Origin of the sequence: Streptomyces sp. NPDC002701, assembly GCF_042889045.1 — a bacterium.
Taxonomy (GTDB): Bacteria; Actinomycetota; Actinomycetes; order Streptomycetales; family Streptomycetaceae; genus Streptomyces.
This window is the reverse complement of sequence record NZ_JBIAQL010000001.1, coordinates 284360-309564: the sequence shown is the minus strand read 5'-3', so window position 1 is coordinate 309564 and position 25205 is coordinate 284360. Positions and strand designations below refer to the sequence as shown.

The following is a 25205-nucleotide window of genomic DNA, read 5'->3' as shown; positions in this document are numbered from 1 at the left end:
CGTCGATGGCGAGCATCAAGGATGTCGCCGCCGAGGCGGGTGTGTCCGTCGCCACGGTCTCGCGTGTCCTGAACGACCACCCGTCGGTGAGCGCGGACGCCCGCGCCCGCGTGCTGGCCGCCGTCGACGCGCTGGGCTACCGCCCGAACGCCGTCGCCCGCTCCCTGCGCACCGACCAGACCCACACGCTCGGCCTGGTCATCAGCGACGTGCTCAACCCGTACTTCACCGAGCTGGCCCGCTCCGTCGAGGAGGAGGCCCGCGCCCTCGGCTACAGCGTCATCATCGGAAACGCCGACGAACGGCCGGAGCTGCAGGACCATCACGTCCGTACGCTGCTCGACCGGCGGATCGACGGCCTCCTCGTGTCGCCCACCGACGGCGGCTCGCCGCTGATGCTGGACGCCGTGCGCGCGGGGACGCCGATGGTCTTCGTGGACCGCTGGATACCCGGCGTCGACGTGCCCGTGGTCCGCGCCGACGGACGCGCCGCCGTGCGCGACCTGGTCGCCCACCTGTACGGCCTCGGCCACCGCAGGCTCGCGATCATCGCCGGCCCGGCGACCACCACCACCGGCAGCGAGCGCGTGGACGCCTTCCGGGACGCCCTGCGCGAACACGGGCTGCCACTGCCCGACGCCTACATCGGACAGGGCGACTTCCAGGCCGCCAGCGGACGGCGGGCCACCGAGGAGTTCCTCGACCTCGCCGAGCCGCCCGAGGTCGTCTTCGCGGCCGACAACCTGATGGCCCTGGGCGCCCTGGACGCCGTACGGGCGCGGGGTCTGCGTGTGCCCGACGACATCGCGCTCGCCGCGTTCGACGACATCCCGTGGTTCGTGCACACCGATCCGCCGATCACGGCGATCGCGCAGCCGACCCCCGAACTGGGCCGGGCCGCCGTACGCGCCCTGGTCAACCGCATCGAGGGGCGGCCCCCGCAGTCGGTGACCCTCCCCGCCCGGCTCGTCGTCCGCCGCTCCTGCGGTGCGCCGCCCGCCCCCGACAGCACGCCCGCCCACGTCACTCAGAGGAGCAACCCGTGAGCAGCCCGGACGAGTTGCTGCGTATCGAAGGGATACGCAAGACCTTCCCCGGTGTGGTCGCGCTCGACAGTGTCGACTTCGACCTGCGGCGCGGCGAGGTGCACGTACTGCTCGGTGAGAACGGTGCCGGCAAGAGCACCCTCATCAAGATGCTGTCCGGCGCCTACCGGCCCGACGCCGGGAAGATCGTCGTCGACGGCGAGCAGGTCCGCATCCATGGCGCGCAGGACGCCGCGCGCCTCGGGATCGCGACCATCTACCAGGAGTTCAACCTGGTCCCCGATCTCACCGTCGCCGAGAACATCTTCCTGGGCCGCCAGCCGCGCCGCCTCGGGATGATCGACCGGAAGCGGATGGAGGCCGACGCCGCCGTGCTCCTGGAGCGGGTGGGCGTCAGTGTCTCGCCCCGCGCGCGGGTGCGTGAACTGGGTATCGCCCGCCTCCAGATGGTCGAGATCGCCAAGGCGCTGAGTCTGGACGCCCGCGTCCTGATCATGGACGAGCCGACCGCGGTGCTCACCTCCGGAGAGGTCGAGAAACTCTTCCGGATCGTGCGCAAGCTGCGCGAGGACGGCGTGGGCATCGTCTTCATCACGCACCACCTGGAGGAGATCGCCGCCCTCGGCGACCGGGTCACGGTCATCCGGGACGGCCGGAGTGTGGGCCAGGTGCCCGCGTCCACGCCCGAGGACGACCTCGTCCGCATGATGGTGGGCCGCTCCATCGAGCTGCAGTACCCGCGGGAACGCCCCGACACCGGCGCCGTGTTGCTCTCCGTCGACGGGCTGACCCGCGACGGTGTCTTCCACGACATCAGCTTCGAGGTGCGGGCCGGTGAGGTCGTCGGCATCGCCGGGCTCGTCGGCGCGGGCCGTACCGAGGTCGTCCGCGCGGTCTTCGGTGCCGACCCGTACGACGGGGGGTCCGTGTCGGTCGCCGGGGAGCGGCTGCCGCGCCACGACGTCAACGCGGCGATGGGCGCCGGCATCGGGCTCGTCCCCGAGGACCGCAAGGGTCAGGGCCTTCTTCTCGACGCCTCCGTGGAGGAGAACCTCGGGCTCGTCACCCTGCGGGCGGCCACCCGCGGCGGGCTCGTCGACCTCAAGGGGCAGCACACGGCCGCCGCGAGGATCGCCGTGCAGCTGGGTGTACGGATGGCCGGGCTCGGCCAGCATGTGCGCACGCTCTCCGGTGGCAACCAGCAGAAGGTCGTCATCGGCAAGTGGCTGCTCGCCGACACCAAGGTGCTGATCCTCGACGAGCCGACCCGCGGTATCGACGTGGGCGCCAAGGTCGAGATCTATCAACTGGTCAACGAACTCACGGCCGCCGGTCACGCCGTCCTGATGATCTCCAGCGATCTGCCCGAGGTGCTCGGCATGAGCGACCGGGTGCTGGTGATGGCCCAGGGCCGGATCGCCGGTGAACTCTCCGCCGACGAGGCGACCCAGGACTCCGTGATGGCTCTCGCCGTCAGCACCCCCGCCGCACCGGACGGCCACACCACCGGCACCACCACCCACACCACCACCGACACAGACTCTGCTACCTCCGGGGAGGGCTCCCGTGGCCACTGACACGCTCAAGAGCACAACGGGCGCCAGTGGCGCTCCAGGCGGCGGCGCCCCCGGCGGCCTGCGCCGTCTGCTGCTCGACAACGGCGCGCTCACCGCGCTCATCATCCTCGTCATCGCGATGTCCGCCCTGTCCGGCGACTTCCTGACGACGGACAACCTGCTCAACATCGGCGTCCAGGCGGCCGTGACCGCCATCCTCGCCTTCGGCGTGACCTTCGTGATCGTCTCGGCGGGCATCGACCTCTCGGTCGGTTCCGTCGCCGCCCTCTCCGCCACCGTCCTTGCCTGGACGGCGACTTCGGAGGGCGTACCGGTCTGGATCGCGGTGATCCTCGCGATCGCCACCGGCATAGCGTGCGGCCTGGTCAACGGCGTGCTGATCTCGTACGGGAAGCTCCCGCCGTTCATCGCGACGCTGGCCATGCTGTCGGTGGGCCGCGGTCTGTCCCTGGTGATCTCACAGGGCTCCCCGATCGCCTTCCCCGACTCGGTCTCCCACCTGGGTGACACGCTCGGCGGCTGGCTGCCCGTCCCGGTCCTCGTGATGATCGTCCTGGGCCTGGTCACGGCCGTCATCCTCGGGCGTACGTACATCGGGCGCTCCATGTACGCGATCGGCGGCAACGAGGAAGCGGCGCGCCTCTCGGGGCTGCGGGTGAAGCGCCAGAAGCTCGTCATCTACGCGCTGTCGGGGCTCTTCGCCGCCGCCGCGGGCATCGTGCTCGCCTCCCGCCTGTCCTCCGCGCAGCCCCAGGCCGCGCAGGGGTACGAGCTCGACGCGATCGCCGCGGTCGTCATCGGCGGCGCCTCCCTCGCGGGCGGTACCGGCAAGGCGTCCGGGACGCTGATCGGCGCGCTGATCCTCGCGGTGCTGCGCAACGGCCTCAACCTCCTGTCCGTGTCGGCGTTCTGGCAGCAGGTCGTCATCGGTGTGGTCATCGCGCTGGCCGTGCTGCTCGACACCGTGCGCCGCAAGGCGGGCGCGACCCCGGTCACGTCCGGTGCCGGGGGCGCGGCGGGCAAGAAGGGCCCGCAGGTCATCAAGTACGGGCTCGCGGTCGTTCTCGTGGCGGCCGTCGTGGGCGGCCTGAGCATCTTCAACAACGGCTCGTCGTCCTCCGAGAAGCCGAAGGTCGGCCTGTCCCTCTCCACCCTGAACAATCCCTTCTTCGTACAGATCAAGGAAGGCGCTCAGGCGGAGGCGAAGAAGCTCGGGGCGGACCTGACCGTCACGGACGCGCAGAACGACGCCTCGCAGCAGGCGAACCAGTTGCAGAACTTCACCAGCGAGGGCGTCGACTCGATCGTCGTCAACCCGGTGGACTCGGACGCGGCGGGCCCCTCGGTGCGCTCCGCGAACAAGTCCGACATCCCCGTCGTCGGGGTCGACCGTGGCGTCAACAAGGCGGAGACGGCCGCGCTCGTGGCCTCCGACAACGTCGAGGGCGGCAGGCTCGGCGCCAAGGCGCTGGCCGAGAAGCTGGGCGGCAAGGGGAAGATCGTCATCCTTCAGGGGCTGGCCGGTACGTCCGCGAGCCGGGAGCGCGGCGCGGGCTTCGAGGACGGGCTGAAGGCATACCCGGGCATCCAGGTGGCCGCCCGGCAGCCCGCCGACTTCGACCGCACGAAGGGTCTCGACGTGATGACGAACCTGCTCCAGGCCCACCCGGACGTCCAGGGCGTCTTCGCCGAGAACGACGAGATGGCGCTCGGCGCGATCAAGGCGCTCGGCTCCAAGGCCGGGAAGTCGGTCCAGGTCATCGGCTTCGACGGCACGCCGGACGGACTGAAGGCGGTCGCGGACGGCACGATGTACGCGTCCGTGGCCCAGCAGCCGAAGGAACTCGGCCGGATCGCCGTGGAGAACGCGCTGCGGGCGGCCGACGGCAAGAAGACCGAGCAGACGGTGAAGGTCCCGGTGAAGGTGGTCACGGCGAAGAACGTGGCCGGCTTCACCGGCTGACCCCGACCGCCACGACGTCCACACCGCGCACGCCCAGGGAGAGAGTCCATGTTCGAGTACGACCTGCTGGTGGTCGGATCGGCCAACGCCGACCTGGTCGTCGGTGTCGAGCGGCGGCCGGGCGCCGGGGAGACCGTGCTCGGCTCCGACCTGGCCCTGCACCCCGGCGGCAAGGGCGCCAACCAGGCGGTCGCCGCCGCCCGCCTCGGAGCCCGTACGGCGCTCCTCGCGCGGGTCGGTGACGACGCGCACGGCCGGCTGCTGCTGGACTCGCAGCGCGCGGCCGGGGTCGACACCGCCGGTGTCCTCGTCGGCGGCGCGCCCACCGGGGTCGCCCTCATCACGGTGGACCCCTCCGGTGACAACAGCATCGTGGTGTCGCCCGGCGCGAACGGCCGGCTGACCCCGGACGACGTCCGCGCGCCGGCGGCCTCGGCCCTGCTCTCGGCCTCCCGGGTCGTGTCGGCCCAGCTGGAGATCCCGCTGGAGACGGTCGAGGAGGTCGTACGGGGCCTGCGGTCGGGCAGCCGCTTCGTACTGAACCCGTCTCCGCCGCGGGAGTTGCCCGCGGCGGTGCTCGCGGCCTGTGACCCGCTGATCGTGAACGAGCACGAGGCGCGGGTGGTGCTCGGCGCGGACGCCGGGAAGACGCCCGAGGAGTGGGCCGGGGCGCTGCTCGCGCTCGGTCCGCGCTCGGTGGTCGTCACCCTGGGCGAGGAGGGGGCGCTGGCCGCCGACGCCTCGGGCACCGTCCGGGTCCCGGCCGTGCGGGTGGACGCCGTGGACACGACCGGCGCCGGTGACTCCTTCACGGCCGCGCTGGCCTGGCGGCTGGGCGCCGGGGAGTCCCTCGCGGACGCGGCGGCGTACGCGGCCCGCGTGGGTGCCGTGGCCGTCACCCGGGAGGGCGCGCAGGCGTCCTTCCCCACCGCCGAGGAGGTCGCCGCCGTATGAAGAAGGCCGGAATCCTGAACCGTCATCTGGCGGGTGCGACCGCGGAACTGGGCCATGGCGACGGGGTGCTGGTCTGCGACGCGGGCATGCCCGTCCCGGCCGGGCCGCGCGTCGTCGACCTGGCGTTCCGGGCCGGGGTGCCGTCCTTCCGGGAGGTCCTGGAAGGGCTGCTGGACGAACTGGTCGTGGAGGGCGCGACGGCGGCTGAGGAGGTGCGGGAGGGGAATCCCGAGGCGTCCGCCCTGCTGGCCGACCGCTTCCCGGCCTCGCTGGTCCACGTCTCCCACGAGGAGCTGAAGGCCCTGTCGGCCGGCGCCCGCCTGATCGTGCGGACCGGCGAGGTCCGCCCGTACGCGAACGTGCTGCTGCGCTGCGGGGTCTTCTTCTAGGCATCCGCCGCGGCATCTGCTGCGGGGTCTTCCCGGCATATTTCGAGGGGGCCCGGTCCGTCGACCGGGCCCCCTCGGCCCCTCCCCCGAATCAGAACCCCCGCGATCCCCCCAGATCCCCTCCAGAAGTCCTGATGCCAAGTACGACCCGCGAGGTGGGGGGAGGGTTGCACGGTCACTTGAGATTTTTCTGAGGTTTCTCCGAGCCGGGTCCGGCGGCGCCGGTACCGGCCCCGGACCGCGTCACAGCGCGTGCGTCACGAACCGCGCCGCCGTCTCCGCGAGGACCTCACGGCCGTCCCTGGCCCACAGGACGTCGTTGAAGAGCTCGACCTCGACGGGGCCGGTGTAGCCCGCCGCCTCGACGTACGCCTTCCACTCGCGCAGGTCGACCGAGCCGTCGCCGAGCTGACCGCGGCCGTTGAGGACGCCCTCGGGCAGCGGGGTCGTCCAGTCGGCGAGCTGGAAGGTGTGGATGCGGCTCTGCGCGCCCGCCCGGGCGATCTGCGCGGGGGCCTGGTCGTCCCACCAGATGTGGTACGTGTCGACCGTCACGCCGACCTGGTGCGCGGGGAAGCGTTCCGCGAGGTCCAGGGCCTGGGTGAGCGTGGAGACCACGCAGCGGTCGGCGGCGTACATCGGGTGGAGGGGTTCGATGGCGAGGCGTACGCCTCGCTCCTCGGCGTACGGGCCCAGGTCGGCCAGTGCGTCGGCGATCCTTTCGCGGGCGCCGTGCAGGTCCTTGGAGCCCGCCGGGAGGCCGCCCGAGACCAGGACGAGCGTGTCCGTGCCGAGGGTGGCCGCCTCGTCGATCGCCAGGCGGTTGTCGTCGAGCGCCTTCGCGCGCTCGGCCGGGTCGATCGCCGTGAAGAAGCCGCCCCGGCAGAGGGTGGTGACCGCGAGGCCCGCCTCCCTGACCAGCTTGGCCGTCTCCGCCAGGCCGTACGTCCGGACCGGGTCCCGCCAGAGCCCGACCCCCGGGACGCCCAGCTCCAGGCAGGCGTCGACCAGTTCCGGCATCGACAGCTGCTTGACCGTCATCTGGTTGATGCTGAAGCGGGAGAGGTCGTCGACTGCGGTCACTGGTTCACTCCGTACAGGGAGAGCAGGTTCTTCATACGGGTCTCGGCCAGCGCCGGGTCGGGGAACAGGCCCAGGCCGTCGGCGAGTTCGTACGCGCGGGCGAGGTGTGGCAGCGAGCGGGCCGACTGGAGGCCGCCGACCATCGTGAAGTGGGACTGGTGGCCCGCCAGCCAGGCCAGGAACACGACACCGGTCTTGTAGAAGCGGGTCGGGGTCCGGAAGAGGTGGCGCGACAACTCGACGGTGGGGTCGAGGAGTGCGCGGAAGCCTGGCACGTCACCGGTGTCCAGGGACCGTACGGCCTCCGCGGCGAGCGGGCCGAGCGGGTCGAAGACGCCGAGCAGGGCGTGGCTGAAGCCGTGGTCGTCGCCGGCGATCAGCTCGGGGTAGTTGAAGTCGTCGCCGGTGTAGCAGCGCACGCCGTCGGGGAGCTTGCGGCGCAGCTCGATCTCCCACCGGGGGTCCAGGAGCGAGACCTTGATGCCGTCGACCTTGTCGGGGTGGGCGGCGATGACCTCCAGGAAGGTGTGCGTCGCGGCGTCCAGGTCGGTGCTGCCCCAGTAGCCCTCCAGGGCCGGGTCGAACATCGGTCCGAGCCAGTGCAGGATCACGGGTTCGGCGGACTGGCGGAGGAGGTGTCCGTAGACCTCCAGGTAGTCCTCGGGACCTTTGGCGACGGCGGCCAGCGCGCGTGAGGCCATCAGGATGGACCGCGAGCCGGACTCCTCGACGAGGGCGAGCTGTTCCTCGTACGCGGCCCGCACCTCGTCCAGGTCGTACGGGAAGCCGACCGCGGTGGCCGTCAGCTGGTCGGTGCCGACGCCGCAGGCGATCAGGCCGCCGCACGCCTTCGCCTCGGCCGACGAACGGCGGATCAGCTCGGCCGCGCCCGCCCAGTCGAGGCCCATCCCCCGCTGGGCCGTGTCCATCGCCTCGGCCACGCCGAGTCCGTGGGACCACAGATGGCGGCGGAAGGCGAGGGTGGCGTCCCAGTCGACGGCGGCGGGCGAGTCGGGCGAGACATCGGCGTACGGGTCGGCCACCACGTGGGCCGCCGAGTAGACCGTACGGGAGGTGAAAGGGGCGCCGGTGGTGACGGCGAGCGGCTCGGTGCGCGGGGTGTAGGCGCGCAGTTCGCCGTGTGGGCCGGGCAGTTCGATCCTTCCGTTCGTCACAGGGAGATCTCCGGGACGTCGAGACGGCGGCCCTCGGCGGAGGACTTCAGGCCCAGCTCGGCGAGCTGGACGCCACGGGCGCCGGCCAGGAGGTCCCAGTGGTAGGGCGCGTCGGTGTGGACGTGCCGCAGGAAGAGCTCCCACTGGGCCTTGAAGCCGTTGTCGAACTCGGTGTTGTCGGGCACCTCCTGCCACTGGTCGCGGAAGACCTCGGTGGCGGGGATGTCCGGGTTCCAGACCGGTTTGGGGGTCGCGGAGCGGTGCTGGACACGGCAGGTGCGCAGGCCGGCGACCGCCGAGCCCTCGGTGCCGTCGACCTGGAACTCGACGAGTTCGTCGCGGTGGACGCGGACCGCCCAGGACGAGTTGATCTGGGCGATCGCGCCGCCCTCCAGCTCGAAGACACCGTAGGCGGCGTCGTCGGCCGTGGCGTCGTACGGCTTGTTCTGCTCGTCCCAGCGCTGCGGGATGTGGGTGGCGGTGAGGGCCTGGACCGACTTCACCCGGCCGAACAGCTCGTGCAGCACGTACTCCCAGTGCGGGAACATGTCGACGACGATGCCGCCGCCGTCCTCGCTGCGGTAGTTCCACGAGGGGCGCTGGGCGGACTGCCAGTCGCCCTCGAAGACCCAGTAGCCGAACTCGCCGCGGATGGAGAGGATGCGGCCGAAGAAGCCGCCGTCGATGAGCCGCTTGAGCTTGAGCAGGCCCGGCAGGAAGAGCTTGTCCTGGACGACGCCGTGCTTGATGCCGGCCTCGTCGGCCTGCCGGGCCAGCGCGAGGGCTCCGTCGAGGCCGGTCGCGGTCGGCTTCTCCGTGTAGATGTGCTTGCCGGCCGCGATCGCCTTCTTCAGCGCCTCCTCGCGGGCGGAGGTGACCTGGGCGTCGAAGTAGATGTCGACGGTCGGGTCGGCGAGGACCGCGTCGAGGTCGGTGGACCAGTGGGCGATGCCGTGCTGGTCCGCGAGCGCCTTCAGGGCGTGCTCCCGGCGGCCGACGAGGATCGGTTCGGGCCACAGCACGGTGCCGTCGCCGAGGTCGAGGCCGCCCTGTTCGCGCAGGGCGAGGATCGAGCGGACGAGGTGCTGGCGGTGGCCCATGCGTCCCGTCACGCCGTTCATGGCGATGCGCACCGTCTTGCGTGTCACGTCATTCCCTTCGTACGCGTCCTGCGCCGCGCAGGCCCCGCCGGTGTACCTCGGTAACTGGTGAGCGGTGCAGCAAGCGCTTTCTATGTAAGGAGAAGCTAGCCTCTGTGCAGCGGATCGGACAAGACCGCGGGGGCGACGAGTTGTTCGAGGGGGCGAACGGGTGGGGGTTCGCGGCCGTAGGGTCTGGACGGGCCGGGACCGGACTCGGGCCGGACTCGGGTCCGGGCTCGGGACCGAACTCGGGACCGAACTCGGGTCCGGGCTCGGACCGGACTCGGGACCGGACCCGGGTCCGGGCTCGGACCGGACTCGGGACCGGACCCGGGCCGGGCCGACGATTCGGTGCGGCTCGGACCGGACTCGGTACGGGCCGACGACTCGGTGCGACCCGGTACGGCTCGGTAAGGCTCCGTACGGCTTTGAGGACGAGGACGAGATGCGCGACCGGAGGACGACGAGATGACGGTGACCCTGGCGGACGTGGCGGCCCGCGCGCAGGTCTCACCCGCGACGGTGTCGCGCGTGCTGAACGGGAACTACCCCGTGGCGGCCTCCACCCGTGAACGGGTGCTGCGGGCCGTGGACGACCTGGACTACGTACTGAACGGCCCCGCGAGCGCGCTCGCGGCCGCCACCTCCGACCTGGTCGGGATCCTGGTCAACGACATCGCCGACCCGTTCTTCGGGATCATGGCGGGGGCGATCCAGTCCGAGATCGGCGGGCCGGGGGGCCGGGCGGGCGGGGAGCGGCTCGCTGTCGTGTGCAACACCGGGGGCTCTCCCGAGCGGGAGCTCACCTACCTCACGCTCCTCCAGCGGCAGCGCGCCGCGGCGGTGGTGCTCACGGGCGGGGCCGTGGAGAACACCGCGCACGCGGCGGCCGTCGCAACGAAGCTGCGCAAGCTCGTGGCGGCGGGGACGCGGGTGGTGCTGTGCGGGCGGCCGCCGGCGCCGGCCGACACCGACGCGGTGGCCCTCACCTTCGACAACCGGGGTGGCGGGCAGCAGCTCACCGAGCATCTGATCGGGCTCGGTCATCGGCGCATGGGGTACATCGCGGGGCCCGAGGAGCGGACGACGACGCGGCACCGGCTGGAGGGGCACCGGGACGCGCTCGCCGCGCACGGGATCGCCGACGATCCGGCGTGGACCGTCCACGGACGCTACGACCGTACGGCGGGGTACGAGGCGACGCTCGAACTGCTGCGGCGGGAGCCGGGGTTGACGGCTGTGGTCGCCGCCAACGACACGGTGGCGCTGGGGGCGTGTGCGGCGCTGCGGGATTCCGGTCTGCGCATTCCGGACGACGTGTCCGTCGTCGGCTTCGACGACCTTCCGTTCAGCGTCGACGCGGTGCCTTCGCTGACGACCGTGCGGTTGCCGCTGGCGGACGCGGGGGCCCGGGCCGGGCGGGTCGCCATGGGGCGGGAGGAGGTGCCGCCCGGGGGGATCGCGACGATTCGGGGGGAGCTGATGGTGCGGGGGTCCACTGGAGCGCCGAAGAAGTCCTGAGGACTCCTTGGGCGCTCCTTGGCTGAGCGGTTGCGCGGCTGCGCGGCTGCGGGCCGGCGGTGGCTGGTCGCGCAGTTCCCCGCGCCCCTAAAAGCAGGCTCGTCTGTTGTCCGCGGGTTCGTCCGGGGCGCCCCTTTAGGGGCGCGGGGAACTGCGCGACCAGCCCCCACCGGCCCGCAGACGACAGACGAGCTCGTCACTCAGGGGCGCGGGGAACTGCGCGAGCGGCCACCGCCGGGCCGCGGACGGCGGACGGGCTCGTTGTTCAGGGACGCGGGGAACTGCGCGGACCGTGGGGGTCAGGATTTGTTCAGGGAGCGGGTTACGCCCGCGACCACCGCCGTGGTCAGCAACCACCCCGCGGCGATCAGCGCGTACGAGAGCCACATCGCCCCGTCGTCCTCCCAGTGCCAGGCCCCGCGCTGCCCGAAGCCGCCGATGGGGATCAGCAGGTCCAGCGTGTAGGCCAGGGCGCTGAACGGAGGCCCCTCGTCCCGCTTGTTGGGCGTGGGCGTGTGGGCGTCGAAGACCGACGTGCCGATGAGCGACAGCAGGAGCAGCCAGCCGCCCGCCCGCCAGGGGCGGTAGCCGTAACCGACCGTGGCGTCGAAGACATGGCCCCAGATCCGGGCGAGGGGCCGCAGCGTGCCCCGCCGGTGACGCTGTTTCTCCAGCAGCACGAGGCGCGCGTCGTCGTCGTGCCCGATCATGCGGTACCAGCCGGCGAGCTGCTCGTACGGCTGCGGACTGTAGCCGGGCGAGCCGCGTAGCCACGCCACCCTGCGGGCCACGCCCACGGACCTCTGGGACGTGGCGTCCTCCGCGTGCAGGGAGGTGTACGTGAGTCCTTCCAGCCGTACCGCCGCGGACCTGGCCACCTCGTTGTCCCGCAGCACCTCGATACGGGCGCCGCGCAGGTCGATGCCGCCGGGCGGGGCCGTGCGGGGCGTGAGGTCGGCCTCGGCCGCCTGCATACGGGAGCAGTCCAGGGAAGCGCCAGGTTCGCCGAGCGCGGCCCCGTTCAGCGTCAGATGGTCGGTGATGTGCGCGCCGCGCAGGCACACGGCGCCGGTCGCGGAGAAGCCGTCGGTCAGCTCGACGGTCCGTACCGTGGCGTGCTTGGCGAGTATCGCCTCGCCCTCCGGGTTCTCCAGCCGCGCCCCGTCCATGAACAGGCCGCCCGGCAGTTGCGCCCCGAGCAGCCGCAGTCCGCCCCGGGCCGTGAACCCGCCACGGCAGAAGACCGCGCCCTCCATGACGAGACCGCCGGCGAACAGGGCCCACCGGCCGCCGGACACCAGCGTCGCCCCGTTCAGGTTCAGCTCACCGGAGACGTGCGCGTTCGTGAGGGCGAGCCGCCCGCCCGTGAGGGTCGTCCCGCGCAGGTCGAAGCGGCCTTCGACGCGTGCCATCTGCGCGTCGACGTCCGGTACGTGGCAGTCGTTCATCCGGATGGTCCGGGTGGCGCTGCCGCGCAGGCGCACGGCCCCCTCCAGCCTGCACGCCGTGAGGTGGACCGCGTGGGCGATGTCGCCGCCCGCCAGGTCGAGGGAGCCGGTGATCCGCGCGCCCGCGAGGCTCAGGGCCGCCACCGCGCCCTGCGGGGTGCTGTTCGCTCCGAGGAGGAGGGCGGCCAGGACCTCGGCCCGGACCGTGCGCCCGGGGCCCCAGTCCTGCCCCTCCCGGGCGTCGTCCCGCGCGGGTACCCCGCTGCGCAGGTCCACGAGGCGGCCTTCGGGAAAGGCGTCCCAGACGGCACGTTCCGGACGCGTCAGATCGTCGTACTGCAGCACCTCGGAAGGCTATCCGGGCGGTCGTCCCGGAAACCGGTGAAAACCCGTACCGGGTGCCGGGCCCAGCGGGCATAATCTCTGACTGAGTCAGCGATCTGCACCGGCTGCCCGAGGCAGCCGTCCGGATGTCCGCGTCACGAGACAGGTGCCAGGTGTCATGACCGTCCAAGAGATCCGTGCCTTCAACCGCTTCTACACCAACCTCATCGGCGCGCTCGACTACAGCCGCAGCCTCCACGCGCCGTACACGCTCACGGAGTCCCGCGTCCTGTACGAGCTCGCCCACTCCCCCCGTACCGACGCGGCCGACCTCAGGGCGGAACTCTCCCTCGACTCCGGCTACCTGAGCAGGATGCTGGCCAAGTTCGAGAAGGACGGGCTGATCGAGCGGGCGCCCTCGGAGAAGGACACCCGGCGCCGCCGGGTCACGCTCACGGCCCGCGGCCGGGAGACCGCCGACCTGCTGGACGAGCGCGCGCAGGACTCGGTCGGGGCCCTGCTCTCCACCGTGCCGCCCGGGGACCGGACCCGGCTCGTCTCGGCGATGCGGGAGATCCGCGAGATCCTCTCCGACGGCCGGCGCAGGCCGCCGCGCCGCGAGGACGTACTGCTGCGTGCGCCGGGGCCGGGCGACCTCGGCTGGATCGTGCAGCGCAACGCGGCGCTCTACACCGCCGAGTACGGCTGGAACACCGACTACGAGGGCCTGGTCGCCCGGATCGTCGCCGACTTCGCCGAGGACCACGACCCGCATCTGGAGCGGGTGTGGATCGCGGAGCTGGACGGCCGCCCGGTGGGCTGCGTCATGTGCGTACGGGACGAGGCACCCGGCGCCGCCCGGCTGCGCCTGCTGCTCGTCGAGCCGGACGCGCGCGGCCTCGGCATCGGTGACCGGCTGGTGGGCGCCTGCGCGGAGTTCGCCCGGGGGGTCGGCTACCGGGAGCTGGTCCTGTGGACGAACGACGTCCTGTCGGCCGCCCGCCGCATCTACCTGCGCCACGGATTCGTGCTGGTCGACGAGAAGCCGCACCGCTCCTTCGGCGCCGATCTCGTCGGTCAGGACTGGCGTCTGGACCTGCACGGGATCGGGGAGTGAGAGAACGCGAGGGGCGGGTAGGGTCCGTTTCATGCTGCGCTGTCCCGGGGCACCCCGGGACCCCCGGCCGGACATACCGGCGCGCCCCGGAACTCGACTGCGAAGGTGCGATTCGTGAAACTGGCCTTCTCCACCCTCGGCGTACCCGGCCTCCCGATCGGTGACGTGGTGCGGCTCGCCGCCACCCACGGCTACCACGGCGTCGAGCTGCGCGTGCATCCCGAGGAGCCCGTGCACACCGGCCTCGACCTCACCGCCCGGGCCGACGTGGCCGCCGAGTTCAAGACGGCGGGCGTCGAGATCCTGGGGCTGGCCGGGTACACGCGCGTGGCCGTGCCCGGGGACGACGAACCCGTGATCGCGGAGATCCGTGAACTCCTCGAACTGGCGCGGGACCTGGGCGCCCCGTTCGTGCGGGTCTTTCCCGGCGCCGAGAAGGACCAGGACGCCGAGGACGCGGACGCGACGGCCGCCCGCCGGCTGGGCACGGCGGCCGAGTACGCGGCCGACCTCGGCGTGCGGATCCTGCTGGAGACGCACGACTCGCATCGCACCGGTGCCGACGCGACCCGCGTCCTCGGGCTGGTCGGCCACCGTCAGGCGGGCGCCCTGTGGGACGTCATGCACACCTGGCTCGGTGGGGAGCAGCCCGCGGTCAGCTTCGCGGCGCTCTCCCCGTTCCTCGGGTACATCCAGGTCAAGGACATCGCGTCGCCGGACGACACGGCTCCGCTGCCGCTCGGGGCGGGGGTTCTCCCTCTCACCGAGTGCGTCGACCTGCTGTCCCGGGAGGGGTGGGACGGCTGGCTGTGCTGGGAGTACGAGAAGCGGTGGTACGAGGGGGCTGCGCCGCTGGAGGGGTTGTTGGCGGGAGGGCGGGATCATTTGGCTCGGTTGTTGAACGACTCGGCGTGAACCTCCGGTTGGGCGCGGGGGGCTTGGGGGCCCTGGTGGGGAGGGTGGGTGCGGGTTCGTTGGGGCTTGGCGCGCCGTTCCCCGCGCCCCTTGCGAGGGCTGCGGTGCGTCGTCCAGTGACCGATAGGCATGGCTTGGCGCGCCGATCCCCGCGCCCCTGAACGGGGGTGCGGTACGTCGTCCAGTGCGGGTTCGTTGGGGCTTGGCGCGCCGTTCCCCGCGCCCCTTGCGGGGGCTGCGGTGCGTCGTTCAGTGACCGATCGTCGTGGCTTGGCGCGCCGATCCCCGCGCCCCTTTGGTCGGGGGAACCCGTTGGCGTTGCTCTTCGTCCCATTCGTGTGCTGTCGGACGAGTCTTCGCAGTGCGGTGTCGGCCTCGCTGCTGGCTGCGAATGCTGACCACCCTCTCCGCCGCCTGCGGCCGACAGCATGCCGTCACCGGCGCGCCCCCCTCCGACAGCGCCGGTGACGGCCCCTCCCCCCGCGCCACGGCCACGGTGTCCCCCGTCCGCGCCTGTCCGCGCTCTTGACTGGCAGAAATTTCCCGGATATCCGTGACTCCTTGGCAGTTTCCTTCATACCCGCCCCTCCACGGGCCCTGGGGCCCTCCTGGGAAGGAGCGCACGTGCACACCTCCAGACGTACGCTGCTCGCGGCGACCGCGGGCGCGGCGGCGGCCGTCGCCGCCGGCGGCGCCCCGGCACTGGCCGGCGACGGCGCCACCGCGAAGCACGAGGACAAGAAGCACGAGGACGAGCGCCTGCGGGCCCTCGTCTCCCGTATGACGCTCGAGGAGAAGGTCGGGCAGCTCTTCGTGATGCGGGTGTACGGGCACTCCGCGACCGAGCCCGACCAGGCCGACATCGACGCCAACCTCGCGGAGATCGGCGTACGGACGGCCGCCGAGCTGATCGAGAAGTACCGGGTCGGCGGCATCATCTACTTCACGTGGGCGCACAACACCCGTGACCCCCACCAGATCGCGGACCTGAGCAACGGCATCCAGCGGGCCTCGCTGGCCCAGCCCCGCGGCCTGCCCGTGCTCGTCTCCACCGACCAGGAGCACGGGATAGTGGCGCGCGTGGGCACCCCCGCGACCCTCTTCCCGGGCGCGATGGCCCTCGGCGCGGGCGGTTCGCGCACCGACGCCCGCACCGCGGGCCGCATCGGCGGCGCCGAACTGCGCGCGATGGGCATCCGCCAGGACTACGCACCGGTCGCCGACGTGAACGTGAACCCGGCCAACCCGGTCATCGGCGTCCGCTCCTTCGGCGCCGACCCGGAGGCCGTGGCGGGCCTGGTCGCCGCCCAGGTGAAGGGCTACCAGGGCGCCGGCGTCGCGGCCACCTCCAAGCACTTCCCGGGCCACGGCGACACCGAGACCGACAGCCACTACGGCTTCCCGGTCATCGAGCACACCGAGACGCAGTGGAACGAGCTCGACGCACCCCCGTTCCGGGCCGCGATCGCCGCGGGCATCGACTCGATCATGACCGCGCACATCATGGTCCCGGCCCTCGACCCGTCCGGCGACCCGGCCACCCTGTCCCGCCCGATCCTCACCGGCATCCTGCGCGACCGGCTCGGTTACGACGGGGTCGTGGTGACGGACTCGCTCGGCATGGAGGGCGTCCGCACCAAGTACGGCGACGACCGGGTGCCCGTGCTCGCCCTGAAGGCGGGTGTCGACCAGCTCCTCAACCCGCCGAAGCTGGACATCGCCTGGAACGCGGTCCTCCAGGCCGTCCGCGGCGGCGAGCTGACCGAGGCCCGCCTCGACGAATCGATCCTGCGCGTCCTGCGGCTCAAGGCGAAGCTGGGGCTGCTGAAGGACCCGTACGTCACACGGAAGGGCGTGGAGCGCACGGTCGGGATCCCGGCGCACCTGAGGACGGCCGACCGGATCGCCGAGCGGACGACGACCCTGCTGGTGAACTCCGGCGGGCTGCTGCCGCTGTCCCGTCGTACGCACAGGAAGGTGCTCGTCGTCGGCGCGGATCCGGCCTCGCCGTCGGGCACCACCGGGCCGCCCACGACCGTGCTCGCGGCGGCGCTCACCGAGCTGGGATTCACCGCGACCGCGCTGTCCACGGGCACGGCGCCCTCCGCCGCGACCATCGCGCGGGCCGTCGCGGCGGCCCAGGACGCCGACGCGGTCCTGGTGGGGACGTACAACGTCACCGCGGCCTCCGCCCAGCGCACCCTCGTGGCCCAGCTGCTGGCGACGGGCCGTCCGGTGGTCGCGCTCGCCATCCGCAACCCGTACGACGTGGCGCACCTGCCGGACGTCAGGGCCTACCTGGCGGCGTACTCGTGGACGGACGTCGAACTGCGCGCCGCGGTACGGGTGCTCGCCGGGCGGACCGGCCCGCGCGGCAGACTGCCGGTGCCGGTGCAGCGCGCGGACGACCCGGCGCGGGAGCTGTACCCCGTGGGGCACGGCCTGACCTACTAGGGCGTTTGCGGGGGCGCGCGTACGGGCCTGGCGTACCGGGTCTACGCCGTGCCCCCGGCGCGCCGCCCCCAACTGACGCAAAGCCCCCCGTACGCCTGGCGGGGCCCGCCGTGGCGGGTCACGCTGGGCGGGTGATCGGGGGAAGTGTCATGCGCGATGCACGGAGCGCGGCCGTACGCCGCGCGGGACCCGGCAGGGCGTCGGCGGGGGTGCTGTGCGCGCTGCTGGTGCTGGTGGCGGCCGCCCTCTCGGGCTGCCAGGGGTCCGCCGGGTCCGACGACGACGGCGCGCGGGAGACCACCGCGGCGCCGGGTCCCACCCGGGCCTCGGGGTACGGGGTGGTGTTCCTCGGGATCGACGAGTGCAGTTCGTTCGGGCGCGAGTCGTTCACCGAGGTGCCGTGCACCGGCGAACGGGCCGCGGCGCGGGTGGTCGCGCGGCACGACGGCAGGGTGGGCGCGGGGCCGCCCTGCCCCGCCACCACGGACTTCGTGCTGCACATCAGCGAGCAGAAGCCCTCGGCCGACGAGGACGGGGACGGCGCGGTCCCGCAGGGCTACGCGTGCATGCGCAATCTGGAGCCCCCGCACCCGGGCGACCCGGGCGGCGGCGGAGGCCCCCGCACCATCGTCGGCGACTGCGTCTACGGCGCGGGCACGGGTGAGGTGCGGGAGACCCCGTGCGACGAGGGCGACGGGAGCGCCGGGAGCGCCGGGGGCGACGGCAGGAACGTCAGGGCCCCCGAGTACAAGGTGGCGTCGGCCGTGGAGAAGCGTTCCGGCTGCCCCGCGTCGACGGAGCTGTACGTCGAACTGGGCGGGCCGAAGCCCGTGGGCTGCGCCCGCCCGGTGTAGCCCGGGGGCTCGACGGACGGGCGCGGCTCGACGGGTGCCGTCAGGACCGGCGGCAGGTGCCGCCGGTCCTGACGGCACGTGCCGCCGGTCGTGGCGTACTACGGGCGGAGCTGGCGCTCGTCGGTGCGCTTGTCCAGCTTCGCGTCGTACCTGGCCAGCGGCTTCGCCTTCTCCGGGTCCGCCTGGACGGCGGCCGGGGCGACGCCCGCCCACTGCAGGATGCGGGCCGTGGCGTGGGCCTTCTGGTCGGGGACGAGACCCGCGACGTTGGCGCCGTGGTTGGCGCCGGGGGCCGTGAAGACGTACGCGTCACGGGCGCCCTTGCCGAGGCGGAACGGCTCGGCGCCCCACGGGTCGTTCTGCCCGTACACGAACAGCATGCGGTGCGCGTTGTGCTTGACCCAGCTGTCGACGTCACGCATCGCGCCCGGCTGGAACGTCATCCCGATGTCCCGCGGCACGAAGTTGCGCGGCGGCTGGTAGCCGTAGCGGACGTACTTCTTCTCGATGTGCGGGAACGTGATGGTCGGCGCGCCGAGCTGCGTGCCCGCCTGGTAGTAGTACGGCGTGTAGGGCGACAGGCCCTGGTCGGTGTAGAACGAGAAGCCGGAGATCGTGTCGATCGACGTCCAGATCTCGTCGTCCGTCGCGTTCTTCGCGTCCGCCGGGATGGTGTCGCAGTCGGCGAGCAGGCTGTACTGCCAGAAGCCCCACACGTAGTCGAGGACGACCGCCTCGTACGCCTTGTCCAGGCTGCCGATGGTGTCGAAGGTGTAGCCCTCGGCGGCGGCCAGTTCCTCATACTTCTTCTCCAGCGGCGCGCGGCGCACCAGCGCCTCGCGCTGCACCGCGTTCAGCCGGGCGCGGCACTCCTTGGTGCCGACCTTCGCGAAGAACCGGTCGTACGCCGAATCCTCCTTGTTCACCACGTCGTTGGGGGCGACGTACGCGACGACGCCGTCCATGTCACGCGGGTAGAAGCGCTCGAAGTACGTGGCGGTCATGCCGCCCTTCGAACCGCCGGTGGAGATCCACTTCTTGTCGTAGACCGGCTTGAGGGCCTTGAAGATGCGGTGCTGGTCGCTGGCCGCCTGCCAGATGTCGAGCTTCGACCAGTCCGCCGGCGCGGGCCGGGACGGGGTGAAGTAGCGGTACTCCATGGAGACCTGGTTGCCGTCCACGATCTGGGTCGGCTCGCGGCGGCTCGGGGTCGTGGAGACGTTGTAGCCGCCGGTGTAGAAGACCGTCGGGCGGGCCGTGTCCTTGTGCAGCACGGTGATGCGCTGCTGGAAGGTGCCCCTGGACGGGCGGCGGTGGTCGACCGGCTGGGTGTAGTTGAGGACGAAGAAACGGTAGCCGGTGTACGGCTTCTCCTCGACCAGGCTCATGCCCGGTATCGCGAGGAGCCGGTCCTTGATGTCCGCGGCCCGGTCCGTGACGAGGCCGGTACGGGTGCCGGTGGTGTCCGGCTGGGCGGCGGTGGCCGCCCCGGCCGTGCTCACGGTGCCTATGAGCACCACGAGAGACAACAGCCATCTGAGCGTCTTGCGCATGCGTTCTCCCCTGAATACGCAGATGTCCGCCGGAACTTAGCGGAGCGACAGCTGTCGCACCAGGGGATGCCGGGCGCATTACGGACAGCAGGGGACGAAGATCGCGTGACTGGGCGGCGGGAGCGGGCGGACCGGCCGGCTCAGCAGAGGATCCAGCCCGTGCTGACGGAGCCGGAGCCGACGGCTCCCCTGATCCGTACGCAGCGGTGGCCCGCGTGCACCCGCACGGGGCCCGCGTACTTCTTGAACCGTCCGGCGTTCGGCACGCGTTCGCTGCCGCGCGCCTGCACGCTCACCATCATGTAGCGGCGGGCGCCCACCTTCTTGGGGTAGGTCACCGCGCAGACGTAGCCGCGCTTCTTGTGGACGTCCACGAAACCGGTGGAGAAGGACAGCGTGCGCATCTTCCGCCCGGCGCACAGGGCCGCCGCCGACGCGTCACCGACCGCCGGGCCCGCGAGCGCCAGCAGCCCGGAGGCCGTCAGCACGGCCGTGCCGAGCGCGAGGCGTCGGCGTATCGCGCCCATCTCCACGGGTGTCCCTCCTCGGCCCTCGGCAGCTGGCGTACTGATGTACGGACGCATGGCGTAGGGCGAACGGTTGCTCTACCGGCCGGTTGCGGCTTTTCTGCGTATTCGCGATGAGATCCGGGACGCGTTCCGCCCGGGTCACGTCCCCCGGTTCACGTCCCTTGGGTCACGTCCCCTGGATCACGTCACCGTGCCGACCGGGTCCGGCTCGCCCACGAACGTCCGCCACAGCCGCGCGTACCGGCCGTCGAGGGCGAGCAGTTCGTCGTGCGTGCCGTCCTCCGCGACCCGGCCGCCGGCCATCACCACGACCCGGTCGGCCCGCGCGGCCGTGGTCAGCCGGTGCGCGACCACCAGCGTCGTACGGCGGCCCGCTATGCGGTCGGTGGCCTGGTTGACCTGCGCCTCGGTGGCCAGGTCGAGCGCGGCCGTGGCCTCGTCGAGGAGCAGAATGTCCGGGTCGACCAGCTCGGCGCGGGCCAGCGCGATCAGCTGGCGCTGTCCGGCGGAGAGGTTGCGGCCGCGCTCGGCGACCTCGTGGAGGTAGCCGCCGTCCAGTGTGGCGATCATGTCGTGCGCGCCGACCGCGCGGGCCGCGGCCTCCACCTCGGCGTCGGTGGCGTCGGGGCGGCCGTAGGCGATGGCGTCCCGGACCGTGCCCTGGAAGAGGTACGCCTCCTGCGGGACGACACCGAGCCGGTGCCGGTACGCGGTCAGGTCGAGCGTGCGCAGGTCCGTGCCGTCGACGGTGACCCGGCCGCCGGTGGGGTCGTAGAAGCGGGCGACCAGTTTGACCAGGGTCGACTTGCCCGCGCCCGTCTCGCCGACGAACGCGACGGTCTGCCCTGCGGGGATGCGCAGCCGGACCCCGCTGAGGGCTTCCTCCGCCTCGGCGTCCGGGTCGCCGGGGCGGCCGTACGCGAAGTCCACGTCCTCGAAGGCGATCTCGCCGCGCAGGGACGGTACGTCGAGGGGCTTGGCGGCGGCCGTGGTGGACGTCGGCTCCCGCAGCAGCTCCTGGATCCGGCCGAGCGAGACGGTCGCCTGCTGGTAGCCGTCGAAGACCTGCGAAAGCTGCTGCACGGGGGCGAAGAACAGGTCGATGTAGAGGAGGTACGCCACCAGCGCACCGGTGGTGAGGGTGCCCGCGTCGACCCGCCCGGCGCCCACGACGAGCACGGCGGTGGCGGCCACCGCGGACAGCAGCTGCACGAACGGGAAGTAGACGGAGATGAGCCACTGTCCACGGATCCGGGCCTGGCGGTAGCTGTCGCTGCCCTCCGCGAAGCGCCGGCCGCCCGCGCCCTCGCGGCGGAACGCCTGGAGGATGCGCAGCCCCGACACCGACTCCTGGAGGTCGGCGTTCACCACGGACACCCGCTCACGGGCCAGTTCGTACGCCTTCACGCTGGAGCGGCGGAAGAAGAACGTGCCGACGATCAGCGGCGGCAGCGTGAGGAAGACGACCAGCGCGAGCTGTACGTCGATGACGAGCAGCGCGGCCATGATGCCGAAGAACGTGACGACGGAGACGAAGGCGGTGACCAGGCCGGTCTGCAGGAACGTGGACAGCGCGTCCACGTCCGTCGTCATCCGGGTCATGATGCGGCCGGTCAGCTCCCGCTCGTAGTAGTCGAGTCCGAGCCGCTGGAGCTGCGCGAAGATCTTCAGCCGGAGCGAGTACAGGACCCGTTCGCCGGTGCGTCCGGTCATCCGGATCTCGCCGGTCTGCGCCGCCCACTGGACGAGCACGCTGAGCAGGGCGATCACCGAGGCCGCCCACACCCCGCCGAGCGCCGTCCGCGTGACGCCCTCGTCGATGCCGTGCCGGATCAGGACCGGCAGCAGCAGGCCCATGCCCGCGTCGACGGCGACGAGCCCGAGGCTGACGAGCAGCGGCAGCCCGAAGCCCCGCAGCAGCCGCCGCAGCCCGTACGAGTCCTCGGGGGTGACCGCGCGTGCCTCGTCGATGTCCGGGAGGTCGGTGGCGGGCGGCAGGGCGTCGACCTCGGCGAGGAGTTCGGGGGTGGCGGGCGTACCGGCCAGCGCCATGTCCTTGGGCTCGCGGTCGCCGCTCCACAGACGCGGGGTGACACCGCGCTCGGCGTCGAACTCCGCGTCCAGCTCGTCGCGTACGGAGGTGTCCTCCGGGTCGTCCGCCGGACAGGACGGCCTGACGTGGCCGGGCGAGACCCCACCCAGTTCGTCCGGGTCGGTGAGCAGCTTGCGGTAGAGCGGTGAGCGTTCGGTCAGCTCCTCGTGGGTGCCGATGTCGGCGAGGCGCCCGCCGTCGAGGACGGCGATGCGGTCGGCGAGGTTCAGGGTGGAGCGGCGGTGGGCGATGAGGAGCGTCGTGCGGCCCGCCATGACTCCGCGCAGGGCCTCGTGGATCTCGTGCTCGACCCGGGCGTCGACGGCGGAGGTGGCGTCGTCGAGGACCAGCAGGCGGGGGTCGGTGAGGATCGCGCGGGCGAGGGCGACGCGCTGGCGCTGGCCGCCGGAGAGGGTGAGGCCGTGCTCGCCGACCTTGGTGTCGTAGCCGTCGGGCAGCGCGGTGATGAAACCGTGCGCCTGCGCGGCCCGGGCGGCCGTCTCGATCTCCTCCCGGGTGGCCTCGGGGCGGCCGTACGCGATGTTGGAGGCGACGGTGTCCGAGAAGAGGAAGGAGTCCTCCGGGACGAGGCCGATGGCGGCGCGCAGCGAGTCGAGGGTCAGCTCGCGCACGTCCAGGCCGCCGACGAGGACCGCTCCCCCGGTCACGTCGTAGAAGCGCGGCAGGAGCAGGGAGACGGTGGACTTGCCGGAGCCGGACGAGCCGACGACCGCGAGGGTCTCGCCCGCGCGGATCTCGAAGCTGAGGCCGGAGAGGACCGGGCGGGCGTCGTCGTAGGCGAAGGACACGCCGTCGAACTCGACGGTCGCGGGCGCGTCGGCCGGGAGGTTCTTCGTCCCGTCCTCCATCGACGGCCTGGTGTCGATCAGCTCCAGGACGCGTTCGGCGCCGGCCCGCGCCTGCTGGCCGACCGTGAGGACCATGGCGAGCATCCGGACGGGTCCGACGAGCTGGGCGAGGTAGGAGGAGAAGGCCACGAACGTGCCGAGGGTGACCTGGCCCTTCACCGCCAGCCAGCCGCCGAGGGCCAGCATGGCGACCTGGCCGAGGGCCGGGACCGCCTGGAGGGCGGGGGTGTACTTCGAGTTGAGGCGGATGGTGCGCAGGCGGCCCGCGAAGAGCCGGCGGCCGATCTCGCGGAGCTTCCCGGTCTCCTGGTCCTCCTGCCCGAAGCCCTTCACCACCCGTACGCCGCTGACCGCGCCGTCGACGACCCCGGCCACGGCGGCGGCCTGCGCCTGGGCGTACCAGGTCGCCGGGTGCAGCCGGGAGCGGCTGCGGCGGGCGATGAACCAGATGGCGGGGGCGACGGCCAGCGCGACGAGGGTGAGCGGGAGCGACAGCCAGGCCATGATCCCGAGGGAGATCAGGAAGAGGAGGATGTTCCCGATCGTCATCGGGAGCATGAAGAGCAGGCCCTGGATCAGCTGGAGGTCACTGGTCGCGCGGCCCACCACCTGGCCCGTCGACAGCTCGTCCTGGCGTCTGCCGTCGAGGCGCACGATCGTGTCGTACATGTCGGTGCGCAGGTCGTGCTGGACGTCGAGGGCGAGGCGGCCGCCGTAGTAGCGGCGGATGTAGGTGAGGACGTAGACGACGACGCCGGCGCCTATGAGCGCGCCGGCCCAGGGGGCCATGTCACGGGAGTGGTCCCCGACGACGTCGTCGATGATCACCTTGGTGATCAGGGGGACGAGGGCCATGACGGCCATGCCCCCGAGCGAGGCGCCCAGCGCGAGCACGACGTCCTTCGGGTACCGCCAGGCGTACCCGGCCAGCCGCCGTGCCCATCCCCGCTGCGTTGTCACTCCTGGTGCCTTCCCTCTTCCGGCCCGATGGTCCGGAAGGCACCAACACGGAGGGAAGCGGATTTCATCCCTCCGCAACAATTCATGTCGTACGCGTCTGCTCGGAGGTGTACGCGGAGGGTGCTGCTCAGAGGCGTACGCGGAGGGAGTAGAAGCGGGTCGTCTGGGCCGCGCCCTGGTTGTCGTCGCTGACCAGCAGGATCTTGAGCGCGCCGCCGTGGGCGCGGCCGGTGATGGTCATGCCCTCGATGTTGTCGAGGAGCGGGTTGGGCTGCGGCTGCTTGGCGGTGGCGCCGAGGGAGGGGCAGTCCACGAGGTCGGCGAGCAGGGTCTTGCGGACGAGGCGTACGCCGCCTTGGCCGGTCAGCGCCTCGACGCGGCCGGTGTCGGTGGCGCGGCGCGGGTCGGCGAGGTAGAGGCGGACCGTGTTGCCGACGCCGGCCGTGAAGCCGCGCTCCAGGACGAGGAGGCGGCCGTCGGGGGTGGCGGTGGTCTCCACGACCCCGAGCCCGGTGTCCGTGCGGTAGCCGTACTGGGCCGCGAGCCGGAAGTCGCGGGCCCCGTGACCGGGGTGCCGCTGCCAGGTCTGGAGGCGCACGATTCCCGGCGTGTCGCCGGACAGGGAGCCCTCCATGCCGGCCAGCAGGGTGCGGCCGCCGGGGAGGAGGGTCAGCGCCTCGAAGGTCTGGTTGGAGGCGGCGCGGCCGGCCGGGGCGACGCGCAGGGCGTCCGGCACCGGGAGGCGGCCGAGGACGGTGCCGTCCCGCCCGTACCGGCGTACGGACGGCTCGGTCTCCGACGACACGAGCCGGGTGCCGTCGCGGTCGACGACGAGCCCCTCGGAGTCCAGCGCGGCGCCGCTCTCGTCGGCCAGCGGCACGACGGAGCGCGGGCTCAGCGTCCTCGGGTCCAGGGTGAAGAGGGAGGACCGGTCGGAGAGCGCGACGAGCGCGCCGCCGCGGTCCACGGCCAGCGCGGAGAAGTTGCCGACGAACGTGCCCTCGTACGTCGTCTTGTCGAGGGCGTCGGAGAAGCGGTCGATGGAGACGGCGGGCGAACAGGCTTTCCCGCGGGCGGAGTCGGCCGGTCCCGGCTGGGCGGTGGCGGGTCCGGCGGCGGTGACGCAGGTGGCCGCGGCCAGCCCGGCGGTGAGGACGGCGAGTACGGATCTCAGGCGCATGGCGTCACGGTAGGGGGCCGCGGGTTGAGGCGAAGGGTACTGGCCGTGAATTCCGGACA

At 72.4% G+C, this 25205-nt stretch carries 18 protein-coding genes; 10 read left to right on the top strand and 8 right to left on the bottom strand.

What is annotated here, in order from left to right:
- Positions 1-5 precede the first annotated feature (5 nt).
- Genes ACFYXC_RS01330 through rbsD form a run of 5 tightly spaced genes read left to right on the top strand, consistent with a single transcriptional unit; the run spans position 6 to position 5929 of the window.
- The gene (locus ACFYXC_RS01330) at positions 6-1046 is read left to right on the top strand and encodes a LacI family DNA-binding transcriptional regulator (protein ID WP_389545470.1); all 1041 of its coding nucleotides are present in this window, start codon (positions 6-8) and stop codon (positions 1044-1046) included.
- On the top strand, positions 1043-2623 hold the full coding sequence (locus ACFYXC_RS01325; RefSeq protein ID WP_389545467.1) for a sugar ABC transporter ATP-binding protein: 1581 nt from the start codon (positions 1043-1045) through the stop codon (positions 2621-2623). The genes ACFYXC_RS01330 and ACFYXC_RS01325 overlap by 4 nt, the downstream gene beginning before the upstream one ends.
- The gene (locus ACFYXC_RS01320) at positions 2613-4586 is read left to right on the top strand and encodes a substrate-binding domain-containing protein (RefSeq protein WP_389545464.1); all 1974 of its coding nucleotides are present in this window, start codon (positions 2613-2615) and stop codon (positions 4584-4586) included. The genes ACFYXC_RS01325 and ACFYXC_RS01320 overlap by 11 nt, the downstream gene beginning before the upstream one ends.
- 48 nt (positions 4587-4634) lie before the next feature.
- Positions 4635-5540: a ribokinase gene (locus tag ACFYXC_RS01315; RefSeq protein WP_389545461.1), complete on the top strand. Its 906-nt coding sequence runs from the start codon at positions 4635-4637 to the stop codon at positions 5538-5540.
- Positions 5537-5929 (top strand): D-ribose pyranase, encoded by a 393-nt coding sequence (gene rbsD, locus ACFYXC_RS01310; RefSeq protein ID WP_389545458.1) that lies wholly within the window; start codon positions 5537-5539, stop codon positions 5927-5929. The genes ACFYXC_RS01315 and rbsD overlap by 4 nt, the downstream gene beginning before the upstream one ends.
- Before the next feature lie 243 nt (positions 5930-6172).
- Here the strand turns inward: rbsD and ACFYXC_RS01305 are convergent, their stop codons facing one another.
- From ACFYXC_RS01305 to ACFYXC_RS01295, 3 genes are read right to left on the bottom strand one after another with little or no spacing between them, the layout of a single operon-like run.
- Positions 6173-6970 (bottom strand): sugar phosphate isomerase/epimerase family protein, encoded by a 798-nt coding sequence (locus tag ACFYXC_RS01305; RefSeq protein WP_389546730.1) that lies wholly within the window; start codon positions 6968-6970, stop codon positions 6173-6175.
- Positions 6971-7008: 38 nt separating this feature from the next.
- Positions 7009-8187: a dihydrodipicolinate synthase family protein gene (locus ACFYXC_RS01300; protein ID WP_389545455.1), complete on the bottom strand. Its 1179-nt coding sequence runs from the start codon at positions 8185-8187 to the stop codon at positions 7009-7011.
- Complete coding sequence (locus tag ACFYXC_RS01295; protein ID WP_389545452.1) at positions 8184-9335, bottom strand: Gfo/Idh/MocA family protein; 1152 nt, start codon at positions 9333-9335, stop codon at positions 8184-8186. Before ACFYXC_RS01295 ends, ACFYXC_RS01300 begins: the two co-directional genes overlap by 4 nt.
- Positions 9336-9797: 462 nt before the next feature.
- Between ACFYXC_RS01295 and ACFYXC_RS01290 the strand changes: the two genes are divergently transcribed.
- Complete coding sequence (locus tag ACFYXC_RS01290; RefSeq protein WP_388909112.1) at positions 9798-10850, top strand: LacI family DNA-binding transcriptional regulator; 1053 nt, start codon at positions 9798-9800, stop codon at positions 10848-10850.
- Between the two features lie 299 nt (positions 10851-11149).
- On the opposite strand, the gene ACFYXC_RS01285 is transcribed toward ACFYXC_RS01290, so the two are convergent.
- Positions 11150-12643, bottom strand: coding sequence for an oxidoreductase (locus ACFYXC_RS01285; RefSeq protein ID WP_389545449.1), 1494 nt, complete (start codon positions 12641-12643; stop codon positions 11150-11152).
- A 157-nt stretch (positions 12644-12800) separates the two neighbouring features.
- Between ACFYXC_RS01285 and ACFYXC_RS01280 the strand changes: the two genes are divergently transcribed.
- The 4 genes from ACFYXC_RS01280 to ACFYXC_RS01265 all read left to right on the top strand — a co-directional run bounded on the left by ACFYXC_RS01280 (position 12801) and on the right by ACFYXC_RS01265 (position 17962).
- Positions 12801-13739 (top strand): GNAT family N-acetyltransferase, encoded by a 939-nt coding sequence (locus tag ACFYXC_RS01280; RefSeq protein ID WP_388916080.1) that lies wholly within the window; start codon positions 12801-12803, stop codon positions 13737-13739.
- 114 nt (positions 13740-13853) lie between these two features.
- A complete protein-coding gene (locus tag ACFYXC_RS01275; protein WP_388916083.1) occupies positions 13854-14654 on the top strand; it encodes a sugar phosphate isomerase/epimerase family protein in 801 nt (266 codons plus the stop codon).
- Between the two features lie 624 nt (positions 14655-15278).
- Positions 15279-17108 (top strand): glycoside hydrolase family 3 protein, encoded by a 1830-nt coding sequence (locus tag ACFYXC_RS01270; RefSeq protein WP_389545445.1) that lies wholly within the window; start codon positions 15279-15281, stop codon positions 17106-17108.
- Positions 17109-17257: 149 nt separating this feature from the next.
- Positions 17258-17962, top strand: a complete 705-nt coding sequence (locus ACFYXC_RS01265) for a hypothetical protein (RefSeq protein WP_389545443.1) — start codon at positions 17258-17260, stop codon at positions 17960-17962.
- A 98-nt stretch (positions 17963-18060) separates the two neighbouring features.
- On the opposite strand, the gene ACFYXC_RS01260 is transcribed toward ACFYXC_RS01265, so the two are convergent.
- The 4 genes from ACFYXC_RS01260 to ACFYXC_RS01245 form a co-directional block, all read right to left on the bottom strand.
- Positions 18061-19515, bottom strand: coding sequence for a S28 family serine protease (locus ACFYXC_RS01260; protein ID WP_389545440.1), 1455 nt, complete (start codon positions 19513-19515; stop codon positions 18061-18063).
- A gap of 140 nt (positions 19516-19655) precedes the next feature.
- Positions 19656-20042 (bottom strand): hypothetical protein, encoded by a 387-nt coding sequence (locus tag ACFYXC_RS01255; protein ID WP_389546727.1) that lies wholly within the window; start codon positions 20040-20042, stop codon positions 19656-19658.
- A 183-nt stretch (positions 20043-20225) separates the two neighbouring features.
- Positions 20226-23966, bottom strand: a complete 3741-nt coding sequence (locus tag ACFYXC_RS01250; protein ID WP_389545438.1) for an ABC transporter ATP-binding protein — start codon at positions 23964-23966, stop codon at positions 20226-20228.
- Positions 23967-24093: 127 nt separating this feature from the next.
- A complete protein-coding gene (locus ACFYXC_RS01245) occupies positions 24094-25146 on the bottom strand; it encodes an esterase-like activity of phytase family protein (RefSeq protein ID WP_389545435.1) in 1053 nt (350 codons plus the stop codon).
- Positions 25147-25205 lie beyond the last annotated feature (59 nt).

Excerpts from the sequence above, each read along its gene's own strand:
- ACFYXC_RS01330 (WP_389545470.1), top strand. The coding sequence starts at position 6 with ATGGCGAGCATCAAGGATGTCGCCGCCGAGGCGGGTGTGTCCGTCGCC.
- ACFYXC_RS01315 (WP_389545461.1), top strand. The coding sequence starts at position 4,635 with ATGTTCGAGTACGACCTGCTGGTGGTCGGATCGGCCAACGCCGACCTG.
- rbsD (WP_389545458.1), top strand. The coding sequence starts at position 5,537 with ATGAAGAAGGCCGGAATCCTGAACCGTCATCTGGCGGGTGCGACCGCG.
- ACFYXC_RS01305 (WP_389546730.1), bottom strand. The coding sequence starts at position 6,970 with ATGACGGTCAAGCAGCTGTCGATGCCGGAACTGGTCGACGCCTGCCTG.
- ACFYXC_RS01290 (WP_388909112.1), top strand. The coding sequence starts at position 9,798 with ATGACGGTGACCCTGGCGGACGTGGCGGCCCGCGCGCAGGTCTCACCC.
- ACFYXC_RS01280 (WP_388916080.1), top strand. The coding sequence starts at position 12,801 with ATGACCGTCCAAGAGATCCGTGCCTTCAACCGCTTCTACACCAACCTC.
- ACFYXC_RS01265 (WP_389545443.1), top strand. The coding sequence starts at position 17,258 with ATGCGCGATGCACGGAGCGCGGCCGTACGCCGCGCGGGACCCGGCAGG.
- ACFYXC_RS01260 (WP_389545440.1), bottom strand. The coding sequence starts at position 19,515 with ATGCGCAAGACGCTCAGATGGCTGTTGTCTCTCGTGGTGCTCATAGGC.
- ACFYXC_RS01255 (WP_389546727.1), bottom strand. The coding sequence starts at position 20,042 with ATGGGCGCGATACGCCGACGCCTCGCGCTCGGCACGGCCGTGCTGACG.
- ACFYXC_RS01245 (WP_389545435.1), bottom strand. The coding sequence starts at position 25,146 with ATGCGCCTGAGATCCGTACTCGCCGTCCTCACCGCCGGGCTGGCCGCG.